Annotated in this window: 15 protein-coding genes; 5 read left to right on the top strand and 10 right to left on the bottom strand. The window is 71.4% G+C overall.

What is annotated here, in order from left to right:
- Nucleotides 1-50 precede the first annotated feature (50 nt).
- Together GXY85_05650 and GXY85_05645 are read left to right on the top strand one after the other, a co-directional pair.
- On the top strand, nucleotides 51-4958 hold the full coding sequence (locus tag GXY85_05650) for a hypothetical protein (GenBank protein NLW50315.1): 4908 nt from the start codon (nucleotides 51-53) through the stop codon (nucleotides 4956-4958).
- Nucleotides 4959-4970: 12 nt separating this feature from the next.
- Nucleotides 4971-8771, top strand: coding sequence for a hypothetical protein (locus GXY85_05645; GenBank protein NLW50314.1), 3801 nt, complete (start codon nucleotides 4971-4973; stop codon nucleotides 8769-8771).
- A gap of 18 nt (nucleotides 8772-8789) precedes the next feature.
- On the opposite strand, the gene GXY85_05640 is transcribed toward GXY85_05645, so the two are convergent.
- The 3 genes from GXY85_05640 to GXY85_05630 form a co-directional block, all read right to left on the bottom strand.
- Nucleotides 8790-9719, bottom strand: a complete 930-nt coding sequence (locus GXY85_05640; GenBank protein ID NLW50313.1) for an AEC family transporter — start codon at nucleotides 9717-9719, stop codon at nucleotides 8790-8792.
- A 134-nt stretch (nucleotides 9720-9853) separates the two neighbouring features.
- The gene (locus GXY85_05635) at nucleotides 9854-10921 is read right to left on the bottom strand and encodes a hypothetical protein (GenBank protein NLW50312.1); all 1068 of its coding nucleotides are present in this window, start codon (nucleotides 10919-10921) and stop codon (nucleotides 9854-9856) included.
- Between the two features lie 157 nt (nucleotides 10922-11078).
- Entirely contained in the window at nucleotides 11079-12395 is a 1317-nt protein-coding gene (locus GXY85_05630; GenBank protein NLW50311.1) for a DNA polymerase IV, read from the bottom strand.
- A gap of 286 nt (nucleotides 12396-12681) precedes the next feature.
- Between GXY85_05630 and GXY85_05625 the strand changes: the two genes are divergently transcribed.
- The gene (locus GXY85_05625) at nucleotides 12682-13644 is read left to right on the top strand and encodes a D-2-hydroxyacid dehydrogenase (GenBank protein NLW50310.1); all 963 of its coding nucleotides are present in this window, start codon (nucleotides 12682-12684) and stop codon (nucleotides 13642-13644) included.
- Here the strand turns inward: GXY85_05625 and GXY85_05620 are convergent.
- On the bottom strand, nucleotides 13638-14834 hold the full coding sequence (locus GXY85_05620) for an amidohydrolase (protein NLW50309.1): 1197 nt from the start codon (nucleotides 14832-14834) through the stop codon (nucleotides 13638-13640). The two genes, GXY85_05625 and GXY85_05620, sit on opposite strands and share 7 nt — an antisense overlap.
- A gap of 183 nt (nucleotides 14835-15017) precedes the next feature.
- Here GXY85_05620 and GXY85_05615 point away from each other — a divergent pair, with 183 nt between their 5' ends.
- Nucleotides 15018-16166: a hypothetical protein gene (locus GXY85_05615; GenBank protein NLW50308.1), complete on the top strand. Its 1149-nt coding sequence runs from the start codon at nucleotides 15018-15020 to the stop codon at nucleotides 16164-16166.
- 28 nt (nucleotides 16167-16194) lie between these two features.
- Nucleotides 16195-16608 (top strand): VOC family protein, encoded by a 414-nt coding sequence (locus GXY85_05610; protein NLW50307.1) that lies wholly within the window; start codon nucleotides 16195-16197, stop codon nucleotides 16606-16608.
- 27 nt (nucleotides 16609-16635) lie between these two features.
- Here the strand turns inward: GXY85_05610 and GXY85_05605 are convergent, their stop codons facing one another.
- The 6 genes from GXY85_05605 to GXY85_05580 all read right to left on the bottom strand — a co-directional run bounded on the left by GXY85_05605 (nucleotide 16636) and on the right by GXY85_05580 (nucleotide 23753).
- Complete coding sequence (locus GXY85_05605; protein ID NLW50306.1) at nucleotides 16636-17700, bottom strand: hypothetical protein; 1065 nt, start codon at nucleotides 17698-17700, stop codon at nucleotides 16636-16638.
- Nucleotides 17701-17808: 108 nt separating this feature from the next.
- Nucleotides 17809-19188 (bottom strand): magnesium transporter, encoded by a 1380-nt coding sequence (gene mgtE / locus GXY85_05600; protein NLW50305.1) that lies wholly within the window; start codon nucleotides 19186-19188, stop codon nucleotides 17809-17811.
- A 55-nt stretch (nucleotides 19189-19243) separates the two neighbouring features.
- Nucleotides 19244-19420 carry a hypothetical protein gene (locus GXY85_05595; GenBank protein ID NLW50304.1) on the bottom strand — a complete coding sequence of 59 codons (177 nt, stop codon included), beginning with the start codon at nucleotides 19418-19420 and terminating at the stop codon, nucleotides 19244-19246.
- A gap of 192 nt (nucleotides 19421-19612) precedes the next feature.
- Nucleotides 19613-20098 carry a hypothetical protein gene (locus GXY85_05590; protein NLW50303.1) on the bottom strand — a complete coding sequence of 162 codons (486 nt, stop codon included), beginning with the start codon at nucleotides 20096-20098 and terminating at the stop codon, nucleotides 19613-19615.
- The gene (locus tag GXY85_05585) at nucleotides 20095-22584 is read right to left on the bottom strand and encodes a hypothetical protein (protein ID NLW50302.1); all 2490 of its coding nucleotides are present in this window, start codon (nucleotides 22582-22584) and stop codon (nucleotides 20095-20097) included. The genes GXY85_05590 and GXY85_05585 overlap by 4 nt, the downstream gene beginning before the upstream one ends.
- A gap of 116 nt (nucleotides 22585-22700) precedes the next feature.
- Entirely contained in the window at nucleotides 22701-23753 is a 1053-nt protein-coding gene (locus tag GXY85_05580) for a zinc-binding alcohol dehydrogenase (protein NLW50301.1), read from the bottom strand.
- Nucleotides 23754-23873 lie beyond the last annotated feature (120 nt).

The following is a 23873-nucleotide window of genomic DNA, read 5'->3' as shown; positions in this document are numbered from 1 at the left end:
CACACGGGCATCGGGCCGGTGCCCGCCCCGCATCGTACGGAGGGGATGAGATGCAGGCGCTCCGACGGTCTGTCGTCCTTGCAGCGACGCTCCTGCTGGCGCTTGCCGGCACAGGCGCCCGTGCGGCCATTGTCAACCCGTGCCTGGAGGCGCACGTGCGCTGCCGCGCCGAAGACGAGTTCCTCTCGATCGTCTACGAGATCGACCTTCACAACCCCGGCCGGACGGCCGCCGACGTCCTCCTTCTGTCCCCCGTCGACACGTTGGAGCGCGTCGACGGCGCCCACGGCGACCTGGTCGTCACCCGCGGCATCGAGTCCCTGCACGCCACGGTCCCGCCCGGGCAGCGCGGGCACCTGACGGTTCGTCTGCGGCAGCGCATCGTGCGGGCGCGGACGGGGACGGCGTTCATGACCCGCCTGCCCATGCCGCCTGCCGTGCACTGCACCGTCGAGGTCGACCTGCCGGGGCCGGCCGTGGACTTCGCGGCCCGTCCCGGTGCCCTCGTGCTGCCCCTGGACGAGGCCGACGGGCGCGCCCGCTTCCAGATTGTGCCCCTCAGCGTGCGTCCGCTGGCGCTGACGTGGGCGCCGCGCCCGCCCGCGCGCGTGGCCACGTACTCGTTCGGCCAGACGCACGACCTGGCGGAGGACCCCCCGGGGTTCCGGGACGCCGTGACGCTGCAGTTCCGCTTCGACGGGGCCCCGCCGGACTCGCTGTCCGTCCGGTTGCCATCCGACGCGGACCTGCAAACGGTCGAGTGCCCGGCCGACGTGCGGTGGCGTATCTCGGGAAGCACGCTCGACTTCCACCTGCCCGAGGGCGCTGCCGGGGAACTCCTTGAAGTGCGGTGCCGCCTGACGGGCGCCATGCAGGACGACGGCCGAGGCGCTCATCGGGTGGGCGTGCCCGTCTTCCTGTGCCCCGGCGCGGCACGCACCGAGGGCCGCGTGCTCGTCTCCGCCGGCCGCAACGAACTCACGTTCGAACGCTTGGACGGGGCCGCCCAGACCGTCGCCGAGGGCCGCTCGCACAAGCTCTCGTGCGCATTCCGCCGGGCCGACCCGGTCATCGTCGTGCGGAGCGTGCCCATCCGCGCGTCCGCCCGGGCGGCTGTGGAGACCCACTACGCCGTGGCCGCCCACGGGATCGCGGGCACACACCGCATCGTCGTCGACTACGGCCGTCCGGCCCCCGAAACCGTCGTGGTGCTGCCGGACGGGCACCTCGCGCGGAGCGTCGGGGCGGCCGGCGGCCGGCCCGACTGGACCCAGGAGGGCTCCCGACTGCGCATCGCGCCGCTCGGGCCGGCGGCCGAGGCGGTCCAGATCACCATCCTCACCGAGGCCCTGGCCGATGGCGGGCAGCGCCTGGTGCTGGCCCCGCCGACGATGCCGGGCGTCGACGCGGCCGACTACCGGCTGGCGCTCTCGTCGGCGGCCGAGTTGCAGATGACGACCGGCGGCCCGGCCGAGCCCTGGCGCGTCGCCGCCGACCAGCTCCCGGAGTGGCTCCGCCGGCGCCAACCTGAGGCCGCCTACGCGTTCCGCGACCGGCCGCTGGCCGTCCAGGTGGAGGTCTACCCGGTGCGGGCCGAACTCGGCGGCACCGTGCAGGACCACGCCACGGTGCAGGAGGACCGCATCCTGCGCGAGGTCCTGTTCGCCCTGGAGGTCCGCCGGCGGCCCATGGCGGAGCTGTGCGTGCTGCTGCCGGAAGGCCTGACGGCCGAGCGGGTCGACGGCCCCCGGATCGAGTCCTGGGAGCAGCCCGGCGACGGTTCCGAAGTGCGCATCCGCCTGCACGAGCCCGTCAGCGGCGCCCTGCATTTCCGCCTGGTGGCCTCCGAGCCGGCCGTGCCGGGCCGCGTGCGCCTGCGCGGCATCGGTCTGCGCGACGCCGCCCACCTGAAGGGCTGGTTCGGCGTCGGCACCGACGTCTCGGTGGACGTCCGCCCGCTCGAAGACGGCCAGACGAACCTGCACTCCCTGCGCGTCGAGCAGGCGCCCGACTACCTCAAGGCATTTGAGAACCGATTCCTGTATGAACTTTTCGACAGCCGCTGGTGGCTGGACGTGCACACGGAGACCGTGCGGCCCGTCTACGCCGCGGAGGTGCTCGACGTGCTGCGTTTCCGCGCGGGGCAGGTGGAGGCGACGGCGTTCGTGCGCATCGCCGTCGAGCGTGGCGGCGTCGGCGAACTGGTGTTCGACCTGCCGGACGGCGCCGTCTCGCCGCGCTTCGAGGGCCCCGAGGTGGTCCTCAGCCAGGGGGAGGGGCGCGCGTGGCGCGTGCGCTTCCGCGGCCGCCGCACGGGCACCTTCGACTGCCGGGTCCACTACGACGTCGTCAGTGACGTGGCGGCGGCCACCGTGGACGTCGGGACCGTCCGGCTGCGGGGGGCGCGGGAGCAGAACGGCGCCCTGCTGCTTCTGCAGGCGCGGCCCGACGTGGAGGTGCGTCCGGCTGCCCTGCCCGGTGCGCTCACGGGCGCCGATCCGCAGGAGTCGTACGCGCCGTGGGGGTACCGCCGGGAGCTTCCCGCCCTGGCCGCCTACACCTATCGCGGCGCCGACTGGTCCCTGCCCGTGGCCGTGGAGGCCCAGGCGCTCAGCGACATCCTGCTCGGCGCGCGCATCCCGTATGCGTGGCTCGACACGGTGCTGCAGGACAACCGCGAGACGCTCAATCACCTGCGGCTCTGGGTGTCGAACCAGAACCGGCAGTTCCTGACGCTCGACCTCGACGCGCTGGGGCCGAAGGCGCGGTTGATCGGCACCTACGCGTTCAACGAACCGATCAAGCCCTTCCGCGAGGGGGAGCGCACGCTGCAGATCCCGTTGTTCACGAGCGAACGCGCCGCGCGGCTCGGCATGTCGGCCATCGACGTGATCTACGCGACGCCGCAGAGCGCGCAGAGGCCGTTCTCACGGCAGGCGATGGCGGCCCCGGACCTGAGCCTGAACGTCGGGCAGTTCGAATGGACCGTGCGCGTGCCCGAGGGAGTGCGCCTGGCCGCCGTGGGCGGCAACATGGGCAGGCCCCTCGGCCCGCCGCCGGACCCGAGCCTGACCGGCCGCCTGCTGAGGGCCGTCTGGAGCCCGTTCCGGCGGCATGCCGGGGCGCTCGTTCTGATCGGCGTTCTGGCCGCCGCGTGCGCCGTCGGCTACGGCCTCGTCAGGACCTGCACGCGGCATCCCGCCCTCGCCCGCCGGCTCGTCCCCTCGAGGCCTCTGCTCCTCGTCTTCGCCGTCCTGGCCGTCGGGGTCGTCCTGGCGGCGATGCTCATGCCGGCGCTCGGCCGGGCGCGCTACATGGCATGCAGGACTACGGCTACGTCCAATCTTCGCAACCTTTTCATGGGGATCGAGCACTACCGCGCGAACGCAGACGGCCGGTATCCCCCGGACCTGCAGTCGCTGGTGGACGACGGACACCTGGCGGACGAATCCCTGCTCCGGTGGAACGGGCAGGAGGTCGTCTACCGCCGGCCCAGCGGCGCCGCAGCGGCCACTGAGGTGCTCGCTTACCTCTGGCCTCCCGACGCCGCCGCGTGCATTCATGTGCTCTACATGGACGGCGCCGTCCAGTGCGTCAGCGCCAATCCCGACGACGGGATCCTGCGCAACCCCCGCACCGAGGAACTGATTGCCGTCTGGCAGCCCGAACGGACCGCGTCCGCCCCGGGCGCCACCGTGCCGAGTTCGTTCGGCAAGACCGCGATCACCGGCGAGGAACTCGAGCTGGCGGTCCGCCTCGAGCGGCAGACGGCGGCCACGACGGCCCCGGGGGCCTCGGGGCCGGAGCCGGCCCTCAGGCAGCAGGTGCTGGACGAGGTGCTCGTCGAGGCCGGCGCGGACCAGATCCTGGCCGCACGCGAGCAATACGCGGCGCGCAACGACGGCCGGGCGCCGAAGGAGCTTTCCGACCTGGCGCCCTACGTCGCCGACCGCCGCCTGGCCGGCGCGCTCGAACGCTCCGCGCCCGCGCGCGGTCGCGAACGGCGCGAACGGCACGAGGCCCATAAGGGGGCGCAGCCCGCCGCGGCCGAACCCCCTCAGGCCCTCACAAAGCAACTGGCAACGGACCGCTACAACCTGGCCATGGCCCAGTTGCAGGCCGGCGACTACAAGGCCGCAGAGTCCAACCTGGACCAGGTCCTTCGGCTGGACCCTCAGCACGAACAGGCCCGCAGCCAGCTCGGCCAGGCACAGGTCATGCGGCGCCTCTCCGACCGGGAGGAGGAGGCCGATGCGGCCGGCGCAGCGCGGAGGGGTGGAATGCGGGTGGCCGACGCCATAAGGATGTCGCGGGGGGAATACGACGACCTGGACCTCATCGCCGAGCAGATCGCCAAGCGCGAGGCGACGGCCATGTTCGCAGACGATGGCCGCATCCCTGAGCAGGCCGGGCTGGGGGGTGTCGGGGCGGACGCCCCCAGCGAACTCCACCCTGAGCGGAGCTTCCTGCGACACGCAACGGAGCCGGCCCAGGCAACGGTGGCGGCGCCGAGCGAACCCGCCCTGCGCTTCCGCACGGGCTCGCTGGTGCGGCAGTTGCCGGGCGGACGCAGCACGGGCGCCCTGCCGATCACCATCGACTTCCCCGACCCGGGGGGCGCGACCTACAGGTTCGCCACGCCCCTTCTGGGCCGCACGGCTGCGGCGGTGTGGTTCCGCCTGGTGAGCGGCGGGGCTGCCATGGCCTGCGAACTGGCCCTGGCGGCCGCAGCGTTTGGGGTGTTCCTGGTCCTGCGTGTGCGGAACACGGGGCTGGCCGTCCCGTTCGCCGCGCTGGCGTTCCTGGGCGGCGTGGCCGCGGTCGTGGCCGCCCCGCCGGCCGCCGGATGCCTGCTGGCCGGCACCGCCCTGGCCATGGCCCTCTGCCTGGTCGCGGAGGGGCTCATCGTCGTTCTGCAATCGATATTCGGACCGAAATCGCAACACGAGGCAAGCTGAGGGAGAGAGGACATGGCCGCTTCGCCCGACAAGGGAGGATGGACGATGGTGAGGAGGCTCACGACTGCGGGGCTGCTGTGCCTGCTGGCGGCGATGGCCGCGGCGGCGGCCGACGAGATGCCGACGCCGGACACCGGCCTGCCCGCCTACGTGATGCAGGAGGTCAACGTGCGCGCCGCACCCGACGGCAACGCGCTCCGGGGCACGATGTCCGTCCGGATGCGCAGCCTCGACAAGGGCGGCGTCTGGGTGCCGCTGTTCGGGGGCAGCGTCGGCGTCCTCTCGGCCAGGGCGTCCGGCGGCGGCTGGCTCGGAACCGGCCCGACCGTCATGCGGCGGGGCGACCGGATCGGCCTGCTGCTGCCCGGCCGCGGGGAGTACGCCGCCGACGTGGAATTCGCCACGGCGGTCGGTCGCGACCGGCAGACGAGCACGGTCCAGGTGCCGATGGTCGCCGCCCTCAGCGGCCTCTGCGAGGTGACCATCCCGGACGAGAACGTGGAGGTAACGCTCGAACCCGGTCTGCCCTACCGCACGGACGCGGCGGGCGGCCGGACGACCGTGAGCGTCTTCGGCTCGATCGACGGGACGCTGCGCCTGACATGGAAGGCTGCCCCCGAGGTGCGCGAGGTCGAGACGCTGGCCTTCGCCGAGCAGCACACGGCCCTTCGCATCTCGCCCGGGTTGCTGCGCGTGGAGTCGACCCTGCACTACACCGTGCTGCAGGGCCAGATGGCCGAGGCCCAGGTGGAGCTGCCGGCCGGCTACAGCCTGCTGAAGGTCGAGGGCGAATCGCTGCGCAACTGGGACCTGCGGCCGGGGGACGACGGCGGCAGCGTTCTGGCCGTCAGCCTGCTGGAGCCGGCGACGGCGCGCTTCGCCCTGACGCTGGTGCTCGAACGCACGCTGGACCCGGTGCCGGTGGACGTCGAGGCGCCGCAGATCGTCGCCCGGGGCGTCACCCGCGAGAAGGGCGTGCTGGCCGTCGCCGTCGAGAAGGGCCTCCAGGCCGAGATCGTCCAGCGCGAGAACATCGGCCAGGTGAACCTGACCGAGATGCCGGACGAGTTGCGCGCGGGCCCCGAGCAGTTCAGCCTGGGGCTGCGGTACCTGGCCCGTCCGTTCGCCGTGCGCCTGCGCGTCTCCACGATCGAGCCGCGGGTCTACGGGGAGGTCTCCTGCCTGGCCGTCGCCTCGCTGGAGCGTTTCCGCCAGTACTGGGACGTGCAGTATGAGATCCGCAACGCCGGCGTGTTCCAGCTCCAGATCGGCCTGGCGCCCGGCGTGAAGCTCATCAGCCTGGAAGGCCAGAACATCAACAACCAGAGCCTCGACCCGGCCACGAACGTGCTGACGGTCGACCTGCGCTCGAAGGCCGAGGGTGCCTACCGCCTGGGTCTGCAGACCCAGAGCGACGTTGCCGACGCGGCCTCGGCGGTCGTGCCGGCCGTGAACCTGATCGGAGCCGAGCGCCAGTGGGGCACGGTGGCCCTGGCGGCCGACTCCGGCATCGCCGTCGAGACGGTGCGCATGGCGGGCATCACGCAGATCGACGTGCCCGAGACGCGCGGCATGGCCGCCGTGCAGAAGATCGTCTCGGACCAGAGCGCGGCCCAGCCGGTGCTGGCGTTCCGCTACCTGACCTTCCCGTACACGCTGGCCCTGAAGGTGAGCCACGTCGAGCCGGAGCTGCGGTGCGAACCGCTGCACATGGTGCAGATCACGCGCAAGAGCCTGCGCTACCAGTCCGTGTTCGACTACCGGATCAAGAAGGCCGGCGTCTTCCAGCTCCGTCTGCACGTGCCGCCGGAGCTGCGCGGGAACCTGGTCGTCCGGGGGCCCCGCGTCGAGGACCACACCTACGACGAGGCCTCGCGCACGCTGACCATCCAGCTCACGGAGAAGACGACGGACGAGGTGCGCGTCGAGGTCGAAACCGAGGCGCTGCTCGGCCGGGAGCTGCCGAAGCCCGGCGAGACCGGTACGTTTGCGATCCCCGCCATCTACACCCTCGGCTGCGAGCAGGAGCGCGGCTTCATCGCCATCGGCACGGACGAGAGCATCCGCCTGAAGCGCAGCGGCGAGGGCGACGGACTGCACGATGTGGACGTGCAGGAGATCGCCCCGTCCCTGCTCCAGCGCGCACGGAACGCCCGGCTGGCCTTCCGCGTCATCGAATCGCCATGGGACCTGCAGCTCGACCTCACCAGCATCTCGCCCAAGATCACCGCGCAGACGTTCAACTACGTGCGCTTCGGCGAGGACTACCTGATGGGCGCCAGCACCATCGAGTTCTCCATCCAGCAGGCCGGCGTCAACGAATTCCGCGTCCGCCTGCCGGAGGGGGTCAAGGAGCCCAACATCCGCGGCGGGAACACCAAGATCCAGGAACGGGTCGCCGAGGAGGAGGAGAAGCCGGGCGAGCTGTGGCGCGTCGAACTCCAGAGCGAGGCGAAGGACTCCTATACGCTCATCTTCGAGTACACGATGGACCTGGACCCCAGGGCGCGGGAGCGCGCCTTTGCCGGGCCCCGCATCGAGATGGACAGCGTCGAACGCGAGATCGGCTACCTGGCCGTCACGGGCGACCCGTCGCTGGAACTGACCCCCGTGCCCGACCGGATGGAGAACCTGACCCCGGTGGACGAGGAGGAGATCCCCCTGCGGTTCCGCGAGCTGCCGCCGTCGGTCGCAGCGCAGATCGGCCGGGAGACGGTGCCGATCCTGTTCGCGTTCCGCTACCTGGCCCACCCCTACACGCTGGCGCTCGACTCGGTGCGGCATGCCGAGGCCGACGTGGTCACGGCCGTCGTGGAAGCCTGCAACCTGGACACGACGCTGACGCGCGAGGGCAACCGCATCACCAGCATGGTCGCGACCGTGCGCAGCCGCTACCAGCCGTTCCTGGAGGTGGAATTGCCCGAGGGCGCCCGGCTCTGGCAGGCCACGGTCAACGGCCGGTCCGTTCGCCCTCTGACTGAGGCCACGGCGACCGGCGAGGTGACCAAGATCCCCATCGCGCAGCTCCAGGGCGTCAGCGGCCCCGTGCAGGTGGAACTCTGGTGGGAGGAACTCGGCGGCGACGAGCTGTCCCGCGTCGAATCCGTCCATCTGTTGGCCCCCGGCCTGCGAGGCGTGCGCATCCTGCGCCTGGGCTGGCAGCTCCAACTGCCGCGCGGCTACCGCGTGGTCAGCTCGTCCGGCTCGCTCGAACGCCTCACTTCGGAGGCCCTCATGGAGCCGATGCTGCGGGGACTGCGCCCGTCCAGCACCCCGGCCGGCATCGCACAATCGGCCGGCGAAGCCGCCTCCTACTCCAACGTCCAATGGGTCAGCAACGAAATGGTCGTCTCCGGTCGAGCGGGCGCCAAGGCGGCGCCCGCATCCGCGTCCGTCATCGCGGGCGCCAAGCCGCAACTGCCGGAACGCTTCCACTTCCAGGGCCTCATCCTGAACCCGCACGTGCCGGCGGAGGTCCGCATGCTGTGCGTGGCCTCCTCGGCCCTGCTGCCTCTCCTGGCGGTGGTCGTGCTGGTGGTGTTCGCGCTCTGCGCCCTGCTCTGGCTCTGGAGCCGCCGCCGGCCCGTCGTGGCCCTGGCCGTGCTGGCCGCGGCCGTGCTCGTGACTGCCGGCATCCGCGAGATCGCCGAAGGCGACCACCGACTGCTGTTGCTGACCGTTCAGGGCACGATCGCGGTGGCCGTGGGGCTGTTCGGCATCCTGACCCTCGTCCGCAGCATCGCCGTTGCGCGGAACCGACGCCGCATGCACGAGGCGCAGGACGAGCCGGCGGGGTACAACGACGAGGTCTGAGCGGCGCGGCCTGCCCGCTCAACCGAGGACGAAGAGGGCCACGATCGGGATGGAGACCAGCGACAGAACGGTGCTGAGCACGATCGAGGTGCTGACCAGGTCGGCGTCCATTTCGTAGTTCTCCTCCAGCAGCGGGATGACCGTGGCGACCGGCATGGCGCCTTCCAGGACGAGCGCGGCGTGGCTGACGGCGTCCCTCGTCAGCAGCGCCGCCACCGCCCAGGCGACCAGGGGGCCGACGGCCAGGCTGACGGCGGAGATCAGCAGCGCCGGCCGGACCTCATGATGCAGCCGGCTGAAGTCCAGCATCATGCCCACGCTCAGCAGGATGATCGGCACCGTCATCTCCCCGAGCGGCTTGAGCGATTCGACGGCGATGGCCGGCAGCACCAGCCCGCCCAGGTTCGCCCCCAGGCCCAACACCATGGCCCCGACCGGCGGCAGCGCCAGCGCCAGCGTGCGCCGCAGCGGGATGCACCCCTTCTGCCCGCCCAGGTGGACGTAGCCGATCAGCAGCCCGAAGGCATAGAAGACCGGCCACCAGAGCAGCAGGAAGTAGATGACCCGCTGCAGCCCCTCCTGGCCCTGCAACGCGTAGGCCACGCCGTAGCCGAGCCAGCCGTAGTTGCAGAACGTGATGCAGTTGTGCACGGCCGCGCGGCGCCGCCCGTCGCCGAACCGACGCGCCACGACCCACCCGATCCCGAACAGCACCGCCGTGTAGACCGGCAGGGCCGCCGCCATGGGGCCGATCGCCCGAAAGCTGTCCGGCGACGACTCGTAGATCGAGAAGAAGACGAACAGCGGCACCGTGAACCGCACGACGAACCGCCGCAGAACCGCCCCGTCGTCGTCGTTGAACACGCGCATCCACCGCAGCAGCACCCCCAACCCGATGGGGATCAGCACACGGGCGACGGGCACTGCCACGCGCAGGAAATCGTCCACACCGGCCTCCCGCCTCACAGGGGTCGAAAGCCACCATCATAGCCCCCATCGGCGGCCCTTCAAGTGCCCCCCCCTCCGCCGGCCGGGCAGCGGGCACGCCGATGACGGCGCAATGCCCGGATGCCCCGGTCCGGTCACTGCGGCATCAGATCGCGCCCGGCGGGCAGGTACTCGATGCGCGCGGTCCTGCGCAGCTCCTCCACGTAGCTCGCCTGCGCGACGGCGCGCTTGTACCGGAGCAGCGCCTCCTTGATCGCCGGCTGCACCTCTTCGAACGGCCTCAGGCCCGGCGGGCGCACCTCCTCCAGGCGGGCCACGGAGTAGCCGGCGGCCAGCCGCCGCACCTCCGAGGTCTCGCCGGCAGCCAGCCCCTCGACGGCCGGCGGCAGCCACTCGGGCAAGTCGTCCGGCACCTCCACACGCCGGACGGCTCCCGGCTCGCCCTCGGCCTCGGCCGCCGTGTCCCGGGCCACCACCTCGAACGCCTCGCCCTCCTGCAGCCGCTCCAGGGCGGCCTCCGCCCGCGCGCGCTGCTCGTCCTCGTCGTCCTCGCCGAGCACCACGAACAGCATCTGCCGGAAGAGGATGGCCCGCGGCTGCGCGAACTCCTCCGGGTGGCCGGCGTAGTACTGCCGCGACTCCGCCGGCGCCACCAGCACGCGCGCGACCACCTTGTCCGAGAGCAGCTTGTTTGTCAGCAGGCTCTGCCTCAGCAGCTCCCTGTACTCCTCCAGCGTCATCCCCACCTGGGCCAGCACGCGGCGTGCGGTCAGCAGGGAGCCGACGCGTTCCTCGAACCTGCGCACCTCGTCCTCGACCGCCGCGTCCACGATCGTGCGCGCCTGCTCGGTGCCCAGGTACTCCTCCTGCGCCTGCTGGTAGAGCAGGCGCCGCTCGATCAGCGTCTCCAGCGCCTCCCGGCGCCGCTGCGCGTCCACGTACTCCAGCTCGATGGCCGTCGACGTCGCCGAGTCGAACGCGGCTGCGGACAGCGGCTGCAGCGTGCGCAGATGGGCCTCCAGGTGGCGCGTCATGATCAGGTGGCCGTTCACCGACACCAGCGGCGCCCCCTCGTCCTGCGGGACGGCCGCTGCCAGCGCCGCAGACGCTGCGAGCGCCGCAGACGCTGCCAGCGCCGCAGACGCTGCGAGCAGGAGCAGGGTCACGGCGCCCCCGCACGCCCGGTTCGTCGCGCGTCTCATGCGGTCATTGTCCATGTCATGGCCCGCCGGAAGGTGGTCGGAACGCGCCGGTTCCCCGTTCGGGCGAACAGCCGGCGGGGGAGCCTCCGCACTCTGCGGAGGCCTCCGCACTCTGCGGAGGCCTCATCATATCGGATTCCCCGGGCGGCGGGCGAGGTCACGGCCGCGCCGGCTCCGGCCGGTCCGCCCGATCCAGGTTGATCGACAGGCCGCGCCGGATCACGTCGAAGCCGAACCGGTCCCGCAAGCCGTCCAGGCAGCGGTCGATGCGGCGGGCGTGCTCGGCGTCGCCGTCGAACAGGCTGTCCTGCCGCGCCAGCACCGGGCGAAGGTCGGCCAGCCCCACACCGACCAGCCGCAGCCGGCGGGTGCGCGTCCACCGCGCCCGCAGAAGACTCCGCGCGGCCGCGAAGATGGGGGCGTCGCCGTCCGTCGGCGCCCGCAGCGTCCGCGCGCACTGCACGGCCGCGGCATCCTGGTAGCGCAGTTTGACCTGCACGGTGCGTCCGTGCACGCGCTCCCTCCGCAGCGCGCGCCCCAGCCGTTCGGTCAGGTAGAACAGCATCGACTCGACGAATGCGTAGTCGCCGGATGCGCTCCAGAACGTCGTCTCGCGGCTGATCGAGCGCGGCGGCCCGTCCGCGCGCAGCCCGGCCGCCTCGCACGGCAGATCGCCGCGCACCAGGCCGTAGAGCGCCGCCCCGCGCTCCGGACCGAACGCGTCCTCCCAGACCTCCGGCGGCAGGCGCCGCGCCTGCTCGACGCTCCGCACGTTCCAGCGATGCAGGCGCTCCCGGGTGACCGGGCCGATGCCCGGCACGTCCTTCAGGTCGATCGTCGCCAGAAAATCGGCCTCGTACCCCGGCGCCACCAGCGCGGCGCCGTCCGGCTTGGCCAGCTTCGAGGCCAGCTTGGCGATGAGCTTGTTCGAGCCGATGCCCGCCGACACGTTCAGCCCGAGTTGCCCGCGCACTGCCCGCCGAATCCGCAGCGCCACGGCGGCCGGCCAGGAGCAGGACGCGGGCACGGACGTCCACCGTGCGGCGGGCAGGCGGTCGCCTTCGCGACGCCGGTAGACGCCCGGCGCGATCCGCGCAAAGGGCGCCGGCGTCCATGCACCATACAGGCGTTCGCATCCCCGAAGGTCCAGGTAGCATTCGTCCGGGGAGGGCTGCTCGACCAACGGCGTGACGCCCGAGAACACGTCGAACATGCGCGCGGCGAAGCGGTTGTATTCCTCGAACCGGGGCGGCACGCAGACGGCGTCCGGACAGCGCTCCCGGGCCCGGGCGATGGGCATGCCCGCGCTCAGCCCCAGCCGCCGCGCCTCGTACGACGCGGCCGCGACCACCCCGCGCCCGCCCACCCCGCCCCCGACAACCACCGGCCGGCCCCGCAGCGACGGGTCCAGCGCCTGCTCGACGGACGCGAAGAACGCATCGGCGTCCACGTGGATGATGCACGGCGTATGCATGCGCCCCACCTCATGGAGGATACGCCTGTATAGTTTACGGCTTCTCTCTCGGTGCGTCAAGCCCCATGCACGGACACGCGGACCACCACGGACGAGCACGGAGCGGCACGACGGCGCGTGCCCCTCGCACGGGCGGCCGCCGGCCCACAGCGGGTCGGCGTTCCTGTTGCGCGGCCGGCGCCGAGGCGCTATGGTTTGGCGCAGCCGGCACCGGCGGCCCCCGGGTACCGGGCTCAGGACGGCCGGGGCGCGGACGCAGGACCGCCGGACAGGGAAGGAGACGGCCGTGAAGATCGTAGTGGCGATACGGATGTCGGACGAAGATCGCGCGGGACTGGCCGCAGCCGTTCCGGATGAGAACGTGGTGGTGACGAATACGCGCGACGAGGCGATACGAGACATCCCCGATGCCGAGGCCTACGTGCCGGGCCCGTGGAACGAGGACATCTTCGCGGCGGCCCGACGCCTGCGCTGGGTCCACTTCGACTGGGCCGGCATCGAGTCGCAGATGTTCCCCGCGCTGGCCGAGAGCGACGTGCTGGTCACGAACGCGGCGGGCGTCTTCGCCGTGCCCATGGCAGACCACGCGATCGGCATGATGCTGGCGGTCTCCCGCGCCCTGCTGACCTGCGCCCGGCGCCCACCGGAGCAGCTCTGGCATGCCCCGGGCGCCCGCACGCGCATCACCGGGCAGGTGCGGGAACTCAACGGCGCCACGCTCGGCGTCGTCGGTTACGGAGGCATCGGCCGGGAGGTGGCGCGGCGGGCGAAGGGGTTCGGCATGCGCGTGCTCGCCCTGCGCCGGCGGCCGCAGGCGGACGAGTTCGCCGATGAGGTCTGGGGCCCCGACCGCCTGGACGATCTGCTCCGGCAGTCCGACTACCTGGTCCTGAGCTGCGCCCTGACCGACGAGACCCGGGGCCTGATCGGCCGGCGCGAGCTGGCCCTGATGAAGCCCGGTTCGGTCTTCGTCAACGTGGCGCGCGGCGCCGTGGTGGACGAATCCGCGCTGATCGACGCCCTGCAGCGCGGCCACCTGGGCGGTGCGGGCCTGGACGTTACCGCCCGGGAGCCGCTGCCCGTCGAGAGCCCGCTCTGGACCATGGAGAACGTGGTGGTCACCCCGCACGTGTCCGGCTTCTCGCCGCAGACGCTCCGGCGTCAGTTCGCCCTGCTGCGGGAGAACGTGCGCCGTTTCGCCGCCGGCGAACCGCTGCTGAACGTTGTCGACAAGCGTGCGGGCTACTGACCGCCGGCGGACGCCAGGGCATCGAGCGCGCGGATCGCGACGCCGGCCATCATCAGGATGCCCGGCTCGAGGGCGGCCGAGCCGAAGTCGAAGCGCGGCGTGTGCAGGGTCTCGTCGGTCTCGACCCCGAGGGCGAACATGACGCCCGGGGCGCCGCCCTGGTCTTTCAGGTAGAAGGAGAAGTCCTCGGCGCCCATCTGCTGGGGCGGCGGCGGCAGGACGTTCCGCCGGCCCAGGACCTCGCTCCCGACGCCCCTGACCAGTTCGAGCATCCGGGGGTCGTTCTTCACCGGCGGGTAGGCCTCCAGTTCGCGGAAGCTCACACGCCCCCGCATGGCCCGGGCCACGTTGCCGCCCACCCGTTCGAGCGCCCGTCGAACGGCCTTGAGCGTCTTCAAGTCCATGCCGCGGATCGTCCCCTCCAGGTGGGCGGTCTCGGGGATGATGTTGTCCTTCGTACCGGCCTGGAAGACGCAGAAGCTCAGGACCGCCGGTTCCGAGGGGCGCACCTCGCGGCTCACGATCGTCTGGGCGGCCACGACGATCTCCGAACCGATGGCGATCGGATCGACGCAGGCATGGGGATAGGCGCCATGGCCTCCGCGGCCCGTCACGTCCATGGCGAATCCGTAGACGCCGGCGTTGGGGGTCAGCGAGAGCTGGATCTGGCCCGGCCGGATCGTGGGGCGCGCGTGCAGGGCGAAGACGGCGTCCACGTCGGGGTTCGTCATGCAGCCATCCCGGACCATGTGCGCGGCTCCCGCGCCGCCCTCCTCGGCGGGCTGGAAGAAGAACTTCACGTTGCCGCGCAGGGCCGCGCGTGCGGCGGCCAGCAGCTCCGCGGCGCCCAGCAGCACGGCCGTGTGGCCGTCGTGTCCGCAGGCGTGCATGAGGCCGTCGTGCACCGACGCATACGGCAGCCCTGTCTCCTCGCGGATCGGCAGCGCGTCCATGTCGGCACGAAGCGCCACCGTGGGGCCCGGCTGCACGCCGCGCAGCAGGCCCACCACACCGGTCGTGCCCACGCCCGTGCGCACCTCGTCCAGCCCCAACGCCCGGAGCCGGTCGGCCACAAGGCCCGCCGTGCGCTCCTCATGGAAGGACAGTTCCGGATGGCGATGCAGGTCCTCGCGGATGCGACGGACCTTCTCCAGCAGCCTCTTCGGCACCTTCGTCACGAGCGGCGACATGCTGTGCTCCCAGAAGAACGGTCTGCCCGTCAGCGGCAGCCCCAGAAACCGGCCCCCACTATACGCAAGCGTGCACGGAACGTCCAGCGCTCCGTCCTTCTCAGGCGCAGTCGGGGTCGTTTTCGTCTCGGTCGCCGGGCGGAGTGTGTAGAATGTGGGGGTCAGCAGACCTGGGAGCGTCCGATGAACGGCTACGAGCGCATGATGACGGCCGCCCGGCGCGGCCGGCCCGACCGCGTGCCCGTCTGGGAGCTGATCATCAACCGCCCGGTGATCCAGGCCCTCTGCCCCGAGCTGCTCACGCCCGACCGCGTCAGCCGCTACGAGCGCGGTTCGCAGGGCGGCTTCCTGCTCCAGGCCGACTTCATCGAGGCCGAGGACCTGGACGGCATCACGGTCTTCGAGGACGGCGACGCGGACTGGATCGACGCGGCGACCTACCGCGACGAGTGGGGCATCACGTGGCGGGTGCCGGAGTCGGGCATCCCGTACTGCGTCGAGCACCCCATCCGGACCGAGTCGGACCTGGCCGACTACCGCCCGCCCGATCCCGAGGCGCCCGAGCGGCTGCGCAGCCTGGAGATGGCCGTCGAGCGGTTCAAGGGCAAGCGCTGCATCGTCTTCCTCAGCCACGAGGCCTTCGAGTTCTCGCACTACCTGCACGGCATGGAAGCGCTGCTGATGGACTACGCGCTGGACCCGTCCTTCGCGGAACGGCTCTCGCGCATGGTCCTGGACTACAAGCTGCGGGTGCTGGAGCGCGCCGCCGAGGCGGGGGCCGACATCCTGTGCACCGGCGACGACTACGCGCACAACCTGGCGCCCATCATGTCGCCCACGCACTTCGAGCGCTTCCTCTACCCGTGCCTGAAGGAGGTCGTGGGCGTCGCCCATGCTCACGGCCTGCCGTTCCTGAAGCACACCGACGGCGACCTGTGGCCGATCATCGACATGATCGTGGACGCCGGCATCGACGTCCTGGACCCCATCGAGCCGGTGGCCAACATGGACATCGGGCGGGTCAAGGAGCGCTACGGCGACCGCATCGCGCTGGCCGGCAACGTGGACTGCAGCCACCTGCTGCCGTACGCCACGCCGGAGCAGGTGGTCGAGGCGGTCAAGGAGACGCTGGCGAAGGGCGGCGTCGGGGGCGGCCTCATCCTGGCGTCGTCCAACAGCATTCATCCGGCCGTCCGGCCGGAGAACTACCGCGCCATGGTCGAGGCGGCGCGCCGGCACGGCAACTACCCGCTCGACCCCGACATGGTGCGCGAGTACCGGGAGAAGGACTACGCGGCCGACCTGCGGCATGCGGGGGCCGCGCCGTATTGACGGCATCGAATCTCTGAGGGAGTTCCACATGATCACCGGCATTTCGCACGCCTGCTACCTCGTCTCGGACCTGGACCGCGCCGTGGACTTCTGGTGCAACAAGCTGGGGCTGCGCAAGGCGTTCGACTTCGACCTGCGGGGCGGGGAGGTGCGCGGCATCTTCCTGCTGGCCGGGCGGCGCACGTTCGTCGAGCTGTTCGAGGGCGACCCGGTGCCCCTGCCGCCCAACGCCTCGCACAAGCACGTCAGCTTCGAGGTGGACGACATGGAGGCGACCGTGCGCACGCTGCGCGAGCGCGGCGTCGATGTGACCGACATCGTGCGCGGCGGGGAGGGGAGCTACCAGGTCTGGGTGACGGACCCGGACGGCATCCGCATCGAACTGCAGCAGTTCACGCCGCAGAGCTTACAGGTTGAGGCTATGGAACGGCTGGGCGACTGACCGGGCAGCGACCGGTGCGCACGGTGCTCAGCGGCCGCCCAGGCCGAATGGGTTGACGTAGGTCGTGCCGCCGGGGCCGATCAGCTCGACGCGCACGTAGCCGCCCAGGCCGGGAACCGTCCGGTAGCAGAGCCGCGGGCCGACCTGTACGGGCCGTCCGTCGGAAACCCAGCGGTACGCCGTCCGTGCCAGCGGCTCGCCGGCGACCTCGCCGGTGACCTCGAGCGTGCCCGCCTCTTCGTCGTGGGCGACGCGTGTGAGCACGGGCAGGCGGTCCGGTTCGGTGCCGTGGTTGAAGTAGAACGCGCCGCCGACCATGGCCCGGCGCACGGCGTCCAACGATGCCTCGTCCAGCAGGAACACGTTGCGGCCGTAGCCGAAGGTGCTCATCGAGTGCATGTCGTCGTCGGCGAAGCCCCAGACCGGTCGGTCGGGCATGCACTCGGCCAGCAGGGCATCCCACAGGAGGCGGTCCCAGGGGTAGCGGTCGCGCTGGTTGAAGACCTCGATCCCGAGCAGATGGTCGTGCCGGCGCAGGTAGCCCAGGTAGTCGTTTCGCACCGCGGCCGGCACGGGCTCGGCGAGCAGGTCGGGCCGCCAGTAGCGGCCGGGATGGAAGAGCACGGCCAGGCCGCCGTGGTCCGCCACGGCCTGCAGTGCGGCGTCCAGATCGGTCTCGTCCGTCTCCAGCGTGCAGAAGAAGCTGCCGGTGTGATGATGGCGCGAGAGTTCGTTGCCGGGCACGGCCACCATGCCGAGTTCGTCCGGGCTGCGGCCCAGGTCCTCCCACGGGTAGGTGCATCGGCTGTGGTCGGTCAGCGCCAGGATGGTGTAGCCCGCCTTGTGATACTCGTCGATCACGGCCTGCGGCTCCATGGTGCCGTCGCTCCGGGTCGTGTGTGCGTGCAGGTTGGCCCGATGGTGCCCGACCGTGTCCCAGTCGACCCCGGCGTAGGGGTTCAGGACGAGGGTCCGCCGGACGGCCGGCCTCGGGGAGGCGAGGGTGAGACAGCAGGATGCAGCCACAAGCAGCGGCAGAAGGGCAAGCAGTTTCCCGGCACGGAGCGCCTTCATCCCATCGGTTCGACGCATGACGCCACTCCCATTCGCTCAGGTCGTGCGTGTGCGGCCCGGCCGGCCGGGCCGCACACGCGGCGTCCATTCTCGTGAGCCGGGCGGCGCATTTCAAGCCGCTTCGGTTCAGATGCCGAGCACGACCTTTGCGGTCGTGAAGAAGATCAGCAGCCCGGTGATGTCCACGATGGTCGTCAGGGCCGGGCTGGCGACCACGGCCGGGTCGATCCTCAGTCGGGCCGCTCCCAGCGGCAGAAGGGCTCCGATCAGTGTGCTGGTGACGACCTGCAGGCCCAGCGCCAGCGCCACTCCGAAGCCGACGCGGGCGACCGACAGCCCCCCCGTCACGTCGGCACCCCGCGCAAACAGCCACACGCGTCCGAAGCAGAAGAGGGCCAGGGTCAGAGCCAGGAGGCCGGAGACGGCGAACTCCTTCGCCAGCACGCGCAGCACGTCGCGGGGCCGCACGTCGCCGAGGGCCAGCGCGCGTACGATCAGTGTGGCCGACTGGCTGCCGGTGTTGCCTCCCGTGTCGGCCAGCATGGGCATGAAGGTCGCCAGGATGGCGAACTGGACGAGCAGGTTGGCGAAGCTCTGGACGATGGCCCCCGAGACCAGGCCCAGGACCGCCAGGCCGACGAGCCACCCGGCGCGGTTTCTGAAGTGGCTCCAGGCGGGCGTGCGCAGGTAGGCGGCCGCCTCGTGGGAACCGCCGATGGCCATGAGCTTCTCCATGTCCTCGGTGTTCTCCTGCATGAGCACGTCCGTGGCGTCGTCGTGGGTCACGATGCCGACGAGCGCGCCGCTGCCGTTGACCACCGGCAGGGCGAGCAGGTCGTACTTCGATATGAGCAGGGCGGCGGATTCCTGGTCGTCCTGCACGCCGGCGGAGATCACGTCCGGGTGCATCAGGTCCTCGACGCGCCTGTGGGGCGGGGCCAGGATGAGGTCCTTGAGTGAGACGAAGCCCAGGAGCTTGCGGGCCTCGTCCACCACGTAGGCGTAGTAGATGGTCTCCTTGTCCGGGGCGGCCACGCGCAGCCGCTCAATGGCCTGGGCGACCGTGACCGACGGCGGCAGCGTGGCGTATTCCGTCGTCATGATCGACCCGACGGTGCCTTCCTCGTAGGACGCCAGACGACGGACGTCCTCCCGCTCGGCCACGGCCAGGGCTTGCAGGAGGACGTGCTGCTTGTCCTCCGGGATGCGCTTGAGCAGGTCGACCCGGTCGTCCGGCGCCATGTGCGTGACGATCCGCGCGAGTTCGCTGCGCCGGAGGCGCTCGACGGTCTCGGTCTGCATGCCCTCGTCGAGGTGATGGAAGATCTCGGCGGCCGGCTCGGCATCCAGCAGGGACAGGACCTGCCGGATCTCGTCCGGTTCGAGGGCCGATAGGAACTCGGCCACTCCGGCGGGGTGCGTTGAGCTGCAGAAGTCCTTCAGGACGCCGGTGTCGCCTCCGGCGATGAGTTCCCGGAGTTCGGGTGCGAGGAGAGGGTTCTTCATGGTTCGCCTCCCTGGGGCCGGCCCCTGCATGCGCCGCCCCGAGGCGAACCGGAGATCACGGCAGAACGACGGCCGGCCGGTTCGTACGGAGGATGCGCCGGTACAGCGGACCGGGCTCAGGCTCGTGTGGGTCGTCGGGTTCGGCGGCGGACTCGCCGGCCAACGACGGCGCCGTTGTCTCCTGAGACTCGGACATCTCGATGCTCCAGTAGTTGCGGAAAGGCGCGTTCATACAGGGGGAGACTCTACCACGTCGCGCGCGGACCGGTCAACTGCGGCGCCACACGAACGAACACCGACGAACACGGACGAGCACGGACGAACACGGACGGAACACGGACGGAACACGGACTCACACGGCGGGATGCCGACGGGCGGCCCCCGGCGGCGTCTCGCCCGGGGCCTGCATGCAGGCGGAGCGCCCTCAGGCTTCGAGCCGCACCTGGCCCGTCAGGAAGGCGGCGACGCCCTTCTGCAGATTCGCCGCGCGGTCGGCGGTGCGGTCGGCCGGGATCTCGCGGTAGATGTCCGTCAGGTCCTGAGGGCCGTCGCGCAGGAGTTCGCAGAAGCGCCGGGCCGTCAGCCGGTCGCCCTCGCGCAGCCCCAGCGCGGTGCACCAGCGGCGGTCGAGCCGCAGGTTCCATTCGCGTTTGAGCGACGGGGCGGTCGGCCGGTAGGACGTGTCGATCGTGTCGTCGCAGACGCCGTCGATGTTGTGGCTGCACGGCGCGCAGATGTCGTCGGCGCCGAGTTCCATCTGGAGCATCACGTCGGGGTCGGCCGCGACGGCCGCCGCGACGGAGTGGACGGCGTGCCCGTAGGGGTGGGGCTCGAAACGCCGCCGGCCGGTCCCGAAGGACGTGATGATGTCGACGACGTGGTGCGGCTTGACGCGGATCGGTTCGTTCATACGGCGGCTCCCTTGCTGTCGGTCACGGCGAGGACGAAGCGTTGCGTGGCAGCGCCGACGTGTTCGATGCGGGTCCGGACGACGCGCTCGCGGCCCCATTTCATGAGGGTCTCATCGACTTCGCGCACCGGGCGGTCGATGACGGCGGTCACGGCCACGGCGAACATCCCCGCGGCAGTCGGTGTGCCGGAAAGAAGGCCCGTTGCCGGGTCGATGCGGAGCCAGTCCGGCCCCTCCTCGAGCCTGTACTGCGGCGGCTCTACGTCCCAGAGGCCGATCTTCGACCCCGCGCGGCAACGGACGTCCCCGAGCGAGCGCACCGTCGCCACCGGGCAGGCGTACTCCCTGCCGACGACGGCTTCCGTGATGGGCGTTGTGTAGATGAAGGGCCGTTCGGCGACGGCGTAGTCGGAGGACCAGCTTCGGCTTCCGTTCGCGTCGACGGCGACGACGCGGTAGTAGGCCCTGTTGGCGTTCGGCAGGTCCAGGCCGGCGCCCAGCACGGCCAGGTGCGTCTGCGACGTCTCGGCCACGAGGTTCGCCGGGAACCTGTCCGTCGCGCCCTCGTCGCCGTTCCGGACGCGGACGTCGTACGGGGTGTCGCTGACCGTGAAACCCTTCTCGTCGCTGCCGTAGACGCGGTATCGTGCGGGGGGGCGGCCGACGGGGTTCGGGCGCCAGCGGAGCGTGCCCGCGCCGGCGTCGAACTCGAACCGCACGTCGACGGGGTGGGCGGGGCCCTGCGGCGTGAAGGTCCAGGTCCGGCTCCAGGGGCCCCACACGCCGTGTTCGTCCTGCGCGCGCACGCGCCAGTAGTAGGTCGTCCCGGGCGTCAGCAGGCCGGGCAGGGGCAGGGAGTACTGCGCCGTGCCCTTGTCCGGGGTGCGCGAGATGAGCTTCCAGAAGTCCATCGACAGCGGGAATCGCATGTCCGCGTGGTCGGACAGCATGAAGTGGTAGTCGACGATGGCGGCGCCGTCCGGATGCTCGGACGGCGCCCAGCGGAAGGCGAACCGCGTGCCCTCCGCCTCGCCTCCGTCGGCGGGTTCGAGCGGCGCGGCCGGCGCGCGGGGCGGCCGGGTGGCCGAGCGCTCCACCCATTCATGCACGATGCGGACGCTCCGGCCGCCCGGAGACTCGTCGGCGTAGACGAACCGGTTCTCGCCGACGGCCATCTCGGGCATGCCCAGCGGGGCCATCTGGACGTCGTTGACGATTGTCAGCCCCCGGAGCCGGGCGTCGCCTTCGAGTTCGCACTTCAGGTAGTAATGGTAGCGTGCGCGCTCGGCCGGGGGGAAGTGCTCGTCGAGGTCCGGGCCGGCGGGGCGCCACTCCTGCCCGTCCCAGGAGAGGAGGAACCGCGGGCCGGACCCGTCGACGTCCAGCCGGCCGCCGACCAAGACGTAGGCGCTGCGCATCTTCCAGACGATGGCGCCGGTGCGCCCCTTGCGGGCGGCCAGGCCGTCCGGCGTGCTGCGGACGTGCCGGACGCTCTCGGCGCCCTTCTGCCAGAGGTCGCCGGACAGGTCGGGGCGGTATTCCCACAGGCCGTTGCAGACCGTGTCGGGGTACTTCGGCGGATGCGTCCCGCTGCACCTGGCCGGGTCGGTGTGGCCCCAGCGGTAGACGAGCGCCTCGCCGGGCCGCAGCGTCATGGCCATGGTGAACTGCCCGTTGGCGTCGCGTCCGTCCCCGAGTTCGCCCTCGTATGTGTAGCAGGCGGCGACGCCTTCGGCGGCGGCCGTGCTCCGGCTGCGCAGGATGCCGTGCGCGTGGGTGCGCTTGACCAGATCGTGATCGCGCACGAGTTCCTGCTCGTTGGCGACGGTATGGTTGTCCCTCAGCAGGTAGATGCCCTGCAGGTCGGCGTCCAGCAGGTTCCAGCGGCCGTCGTAGAAGACCTGCGAGATGCAGTGCCCCTGCGGGTGGGCGGGGGTGGCCTTCATGCCGGCGCGCGTCCAGAGGCCCGCCATGCAGATCGAGTCGTTGCCGCAGGTGTTGTGCCCGTAGATGTTGTAGACCTTGACCGGGTCGCCGACTTCCTTGTTGTCGCCGCCGGCGTGATGGCGGTGGGTGACCTCCTGGAACCAGATCGCGATGGCCTTCTGGCGGTCCGTCATGCCGGGCGCAACGGCCTGGCGGGCGATCTCCTCGATGGTGCGGAAGTTGTTGCGGCCGTTGGAGAGCCAGGGGTTGACCACGTCCGTGTCGCCCACGTTTTCAATGCGCACGAAGCGGTTGGACTCCCAGCTCTGCGTCCAGCCGTCGAAGACGCCGAACGGGGAGCGGCAGCTCCGGCCGTCCACCGTGCCGCCCTGGACGACCAGGTACTCCTGCCGGCCGGCCGTGACGTCCTGGACGTGCCGCCTCCGCACGTCGGTTGGGTGCGAGTTTGCGGCCCAGGGGGCGAGGTCGTCCGCAAGACGGTTGATGATCAGGATCGCCGGCACGGCCAGGGCCAGGGCGAACAGCAATGACGCAGGCACGTTCGGTCCCCGTGTCTCTCGAGCAGTCGTTCCGGCCCCCCCGCCCCGGCCGGAAAGACCCGGGGCCGCCGGGACGGGCGGCCCCGGGGAGCGAACTCGTTCGCGGGTCGGCTCTCTTACGGCTTGAGCACCACGCCGAGTGCCGAAGCGGGATTGCTGACGAGCGCCTCGGCTCCCTCGGCGAAGTCGTCCAGCGGCAGCCTGTGCGTGACGAGCATCTCGAAATCGAGTTTGCCCACCTCGGCCAGCCGCAGGCAGTCCTCCATGTTGCGCCGGGTGGTCCACTGCACGAACACGGGCGGATAGTCGCGGCCGTGCTCCCAGGCGTCGTCGTGATAGCCCGGACCGGGGCGCGAGGAGGGGCGGATGTCCATGTTGCCGACGGCCACCGGCCAGCCCTTGGTCTGGAACTGGGCGCCGCCGACGATGCCCAGGCGGCCCATGCGGTGGCCGTCGGGGGCGACCTTCATCATGCCGGCGATCATCTCGACCACGGCCGTGGCGTCGCCGCCGAAGGCGATCAGCGCGCAGTCCAGCCCGTAGCCGCGCGTGAACTCGCGGACACGCTCGGGCTCGTCGCCGTTGCCCGCCAGGACGAGTTCGGCGCCGCCCTGGTCGGCCAGGTCGAGCCGATGCTCGATGCGGTCCAGTGCGGCCACGTGCGCGCCGGCGGCGGCGGCCAGTTGCACCGCGATCTGGCCGACGATGCCGAGGCCCACCACCAGGAAGTGCTCGCAGAGCCCGACCTCCACGCGCCGCACGGCGTGCATGGACGTGGCGGCCAGGTGGGCGAAGGCGGCCTCTTCGAAGGTCAGGCCGGCCGGCTTGGGCACCGTCAGGTTGCGGGGCACCACGACGTAGTCGCTGTGGAGGGCATACCCGCCGCCCATGCAGGCCAGCTCGGCGCCGACGGCGATGTCGTCGCACCCCTCGCCCACTTCCAGCACGACGCCGGCGCTGCTGTAGCCGAACCGGCGGGGGCGGGCGTCCGGCTTGGGGTTGGCCCGGCGGTTGGGGACCTCGCCCAGCTCCGTCCCGGGGCTGATGACCGTGGCCTCGTTCTTCACGAGCACCTGGCCGGGCTTCAGCTCGGGCACGTCCTCGGTGATCAAAATGAACTGTCCGCTGCCGTCGATGGCAGCGACGCGTCTGGTCTTCGGCCTGCTCATGCGAATCCCCCGTCCTGGCTCACGGAATGAGGTCGGAGGGCCGCGGCCGCGTCCGGGCGGTCCGGACGCACGCCGGGGCCACACATCGCCTGCTTATAGCGCATCCACCGGCTGCGTGCA

It is taken from the genome of Candidatus Brocadiaceae bacterium (assembly GCA_012728835.1).
Lineage (GTDB): Bacteria > Planctomycetota > Brocadiia > SM23-32 > SM23-32 > JAAYEJ01.
The sequence above is the reverse complement of the archived record's forward strand: the minus strand, read 5'-3'. Positions and strand labels throughout refer to the sequence as shown.

What these genes read in the sequence shown, in the direction of transcription:
- GXY85_05650 (NLW50315.1), top strand. Translation starts at nt 51, where the DNA reads ATGCAGGCGCTCCGACGGTCTGTCGTCCTTGCAGCGACGCTCCTGCTG.
- GXY85_05645 (NLW50314.1), top strand. Translation starts at nt 4,971, where the DNA reads ATGGCCGCTTCGCCCGACAAGGGAGGATGGACGATGGTGAGGAGGCTC.
- GXY85_05635 (NLW50312.1), bottom strand. Translation starts at nt 10,921, where the DNA reads ATGAGACGCGCGACGAACCGGGCGTGCGGGGGCGCCGTGACCCTGCTC.
- GXY85_05630 (NLW50311.1), bottom strand. Translation starts at nt 12,395, where the DNA reads ATGCATACGCCGTGCATCATCCACGTGGACGCCGATGCGTTCTTCGCG.
- GXY85_05620 (NLW50309.1), bottom strand. Translation starts at nt 14,834, where the DNA reads ATGTCGCCGCTCGTGACGAAGGTGCCGAAGAGGCTGCTGGAGAAGGTC.
- GXY85_05615 (NLW50308.1), top strand. Translation starts at nt 15,018, where the DNA reads ATGAACGGCTACGAGCGCATGATGACGGCCGCCCGGCGCGGCCGGCCC.
- GXY85_05610 (NLW50307.1), top strand. Translation starts at nt 16,195, where the DNA reads ATGATCACCGGCATTTCGCACGCCTGCTACCTCGTCTCGGACCTGGAC.
- GXY85_05605 (NLW50306.1), bottom strand. Translation starts at nt 17,700, where the DNA reads ATGCGTCGAACCGATGGGATGAAGGCGCTCCGTGCCGGGAAACTGCTT.
- mgtE (NLW50305.1), bottom strand. Translation starts at nt 19,188, where the DNA reads ATGAAGAACCCTCTCCTCGCACCCGAACTCCGGGAACTCATCGCCGGA.
- GXY85_05595 (NLW50304.1), bottom strand. Translation starts at nt 19,420, where the DNA reads ATGAACGCGCCTTTCCGCAACTACTGGAGCATCGAGATGTCCGAGTCT.
- GXY85_05590 (NLW50303.1), bottom strand. Translation starts at nt 20,098, where the DNA reads ATGAACGAACCGATCCGCGTCAAGCCGCACCACGTCGTCGACATCATC.
- GXY85_05580 (NLW50301.1), bottom strand. Translation starts at nt 23,753, where the DNA reads ATGAGCAGGCCGAAGACCAGACGCGTCGCTGCCATCGACGGCAGCGGA.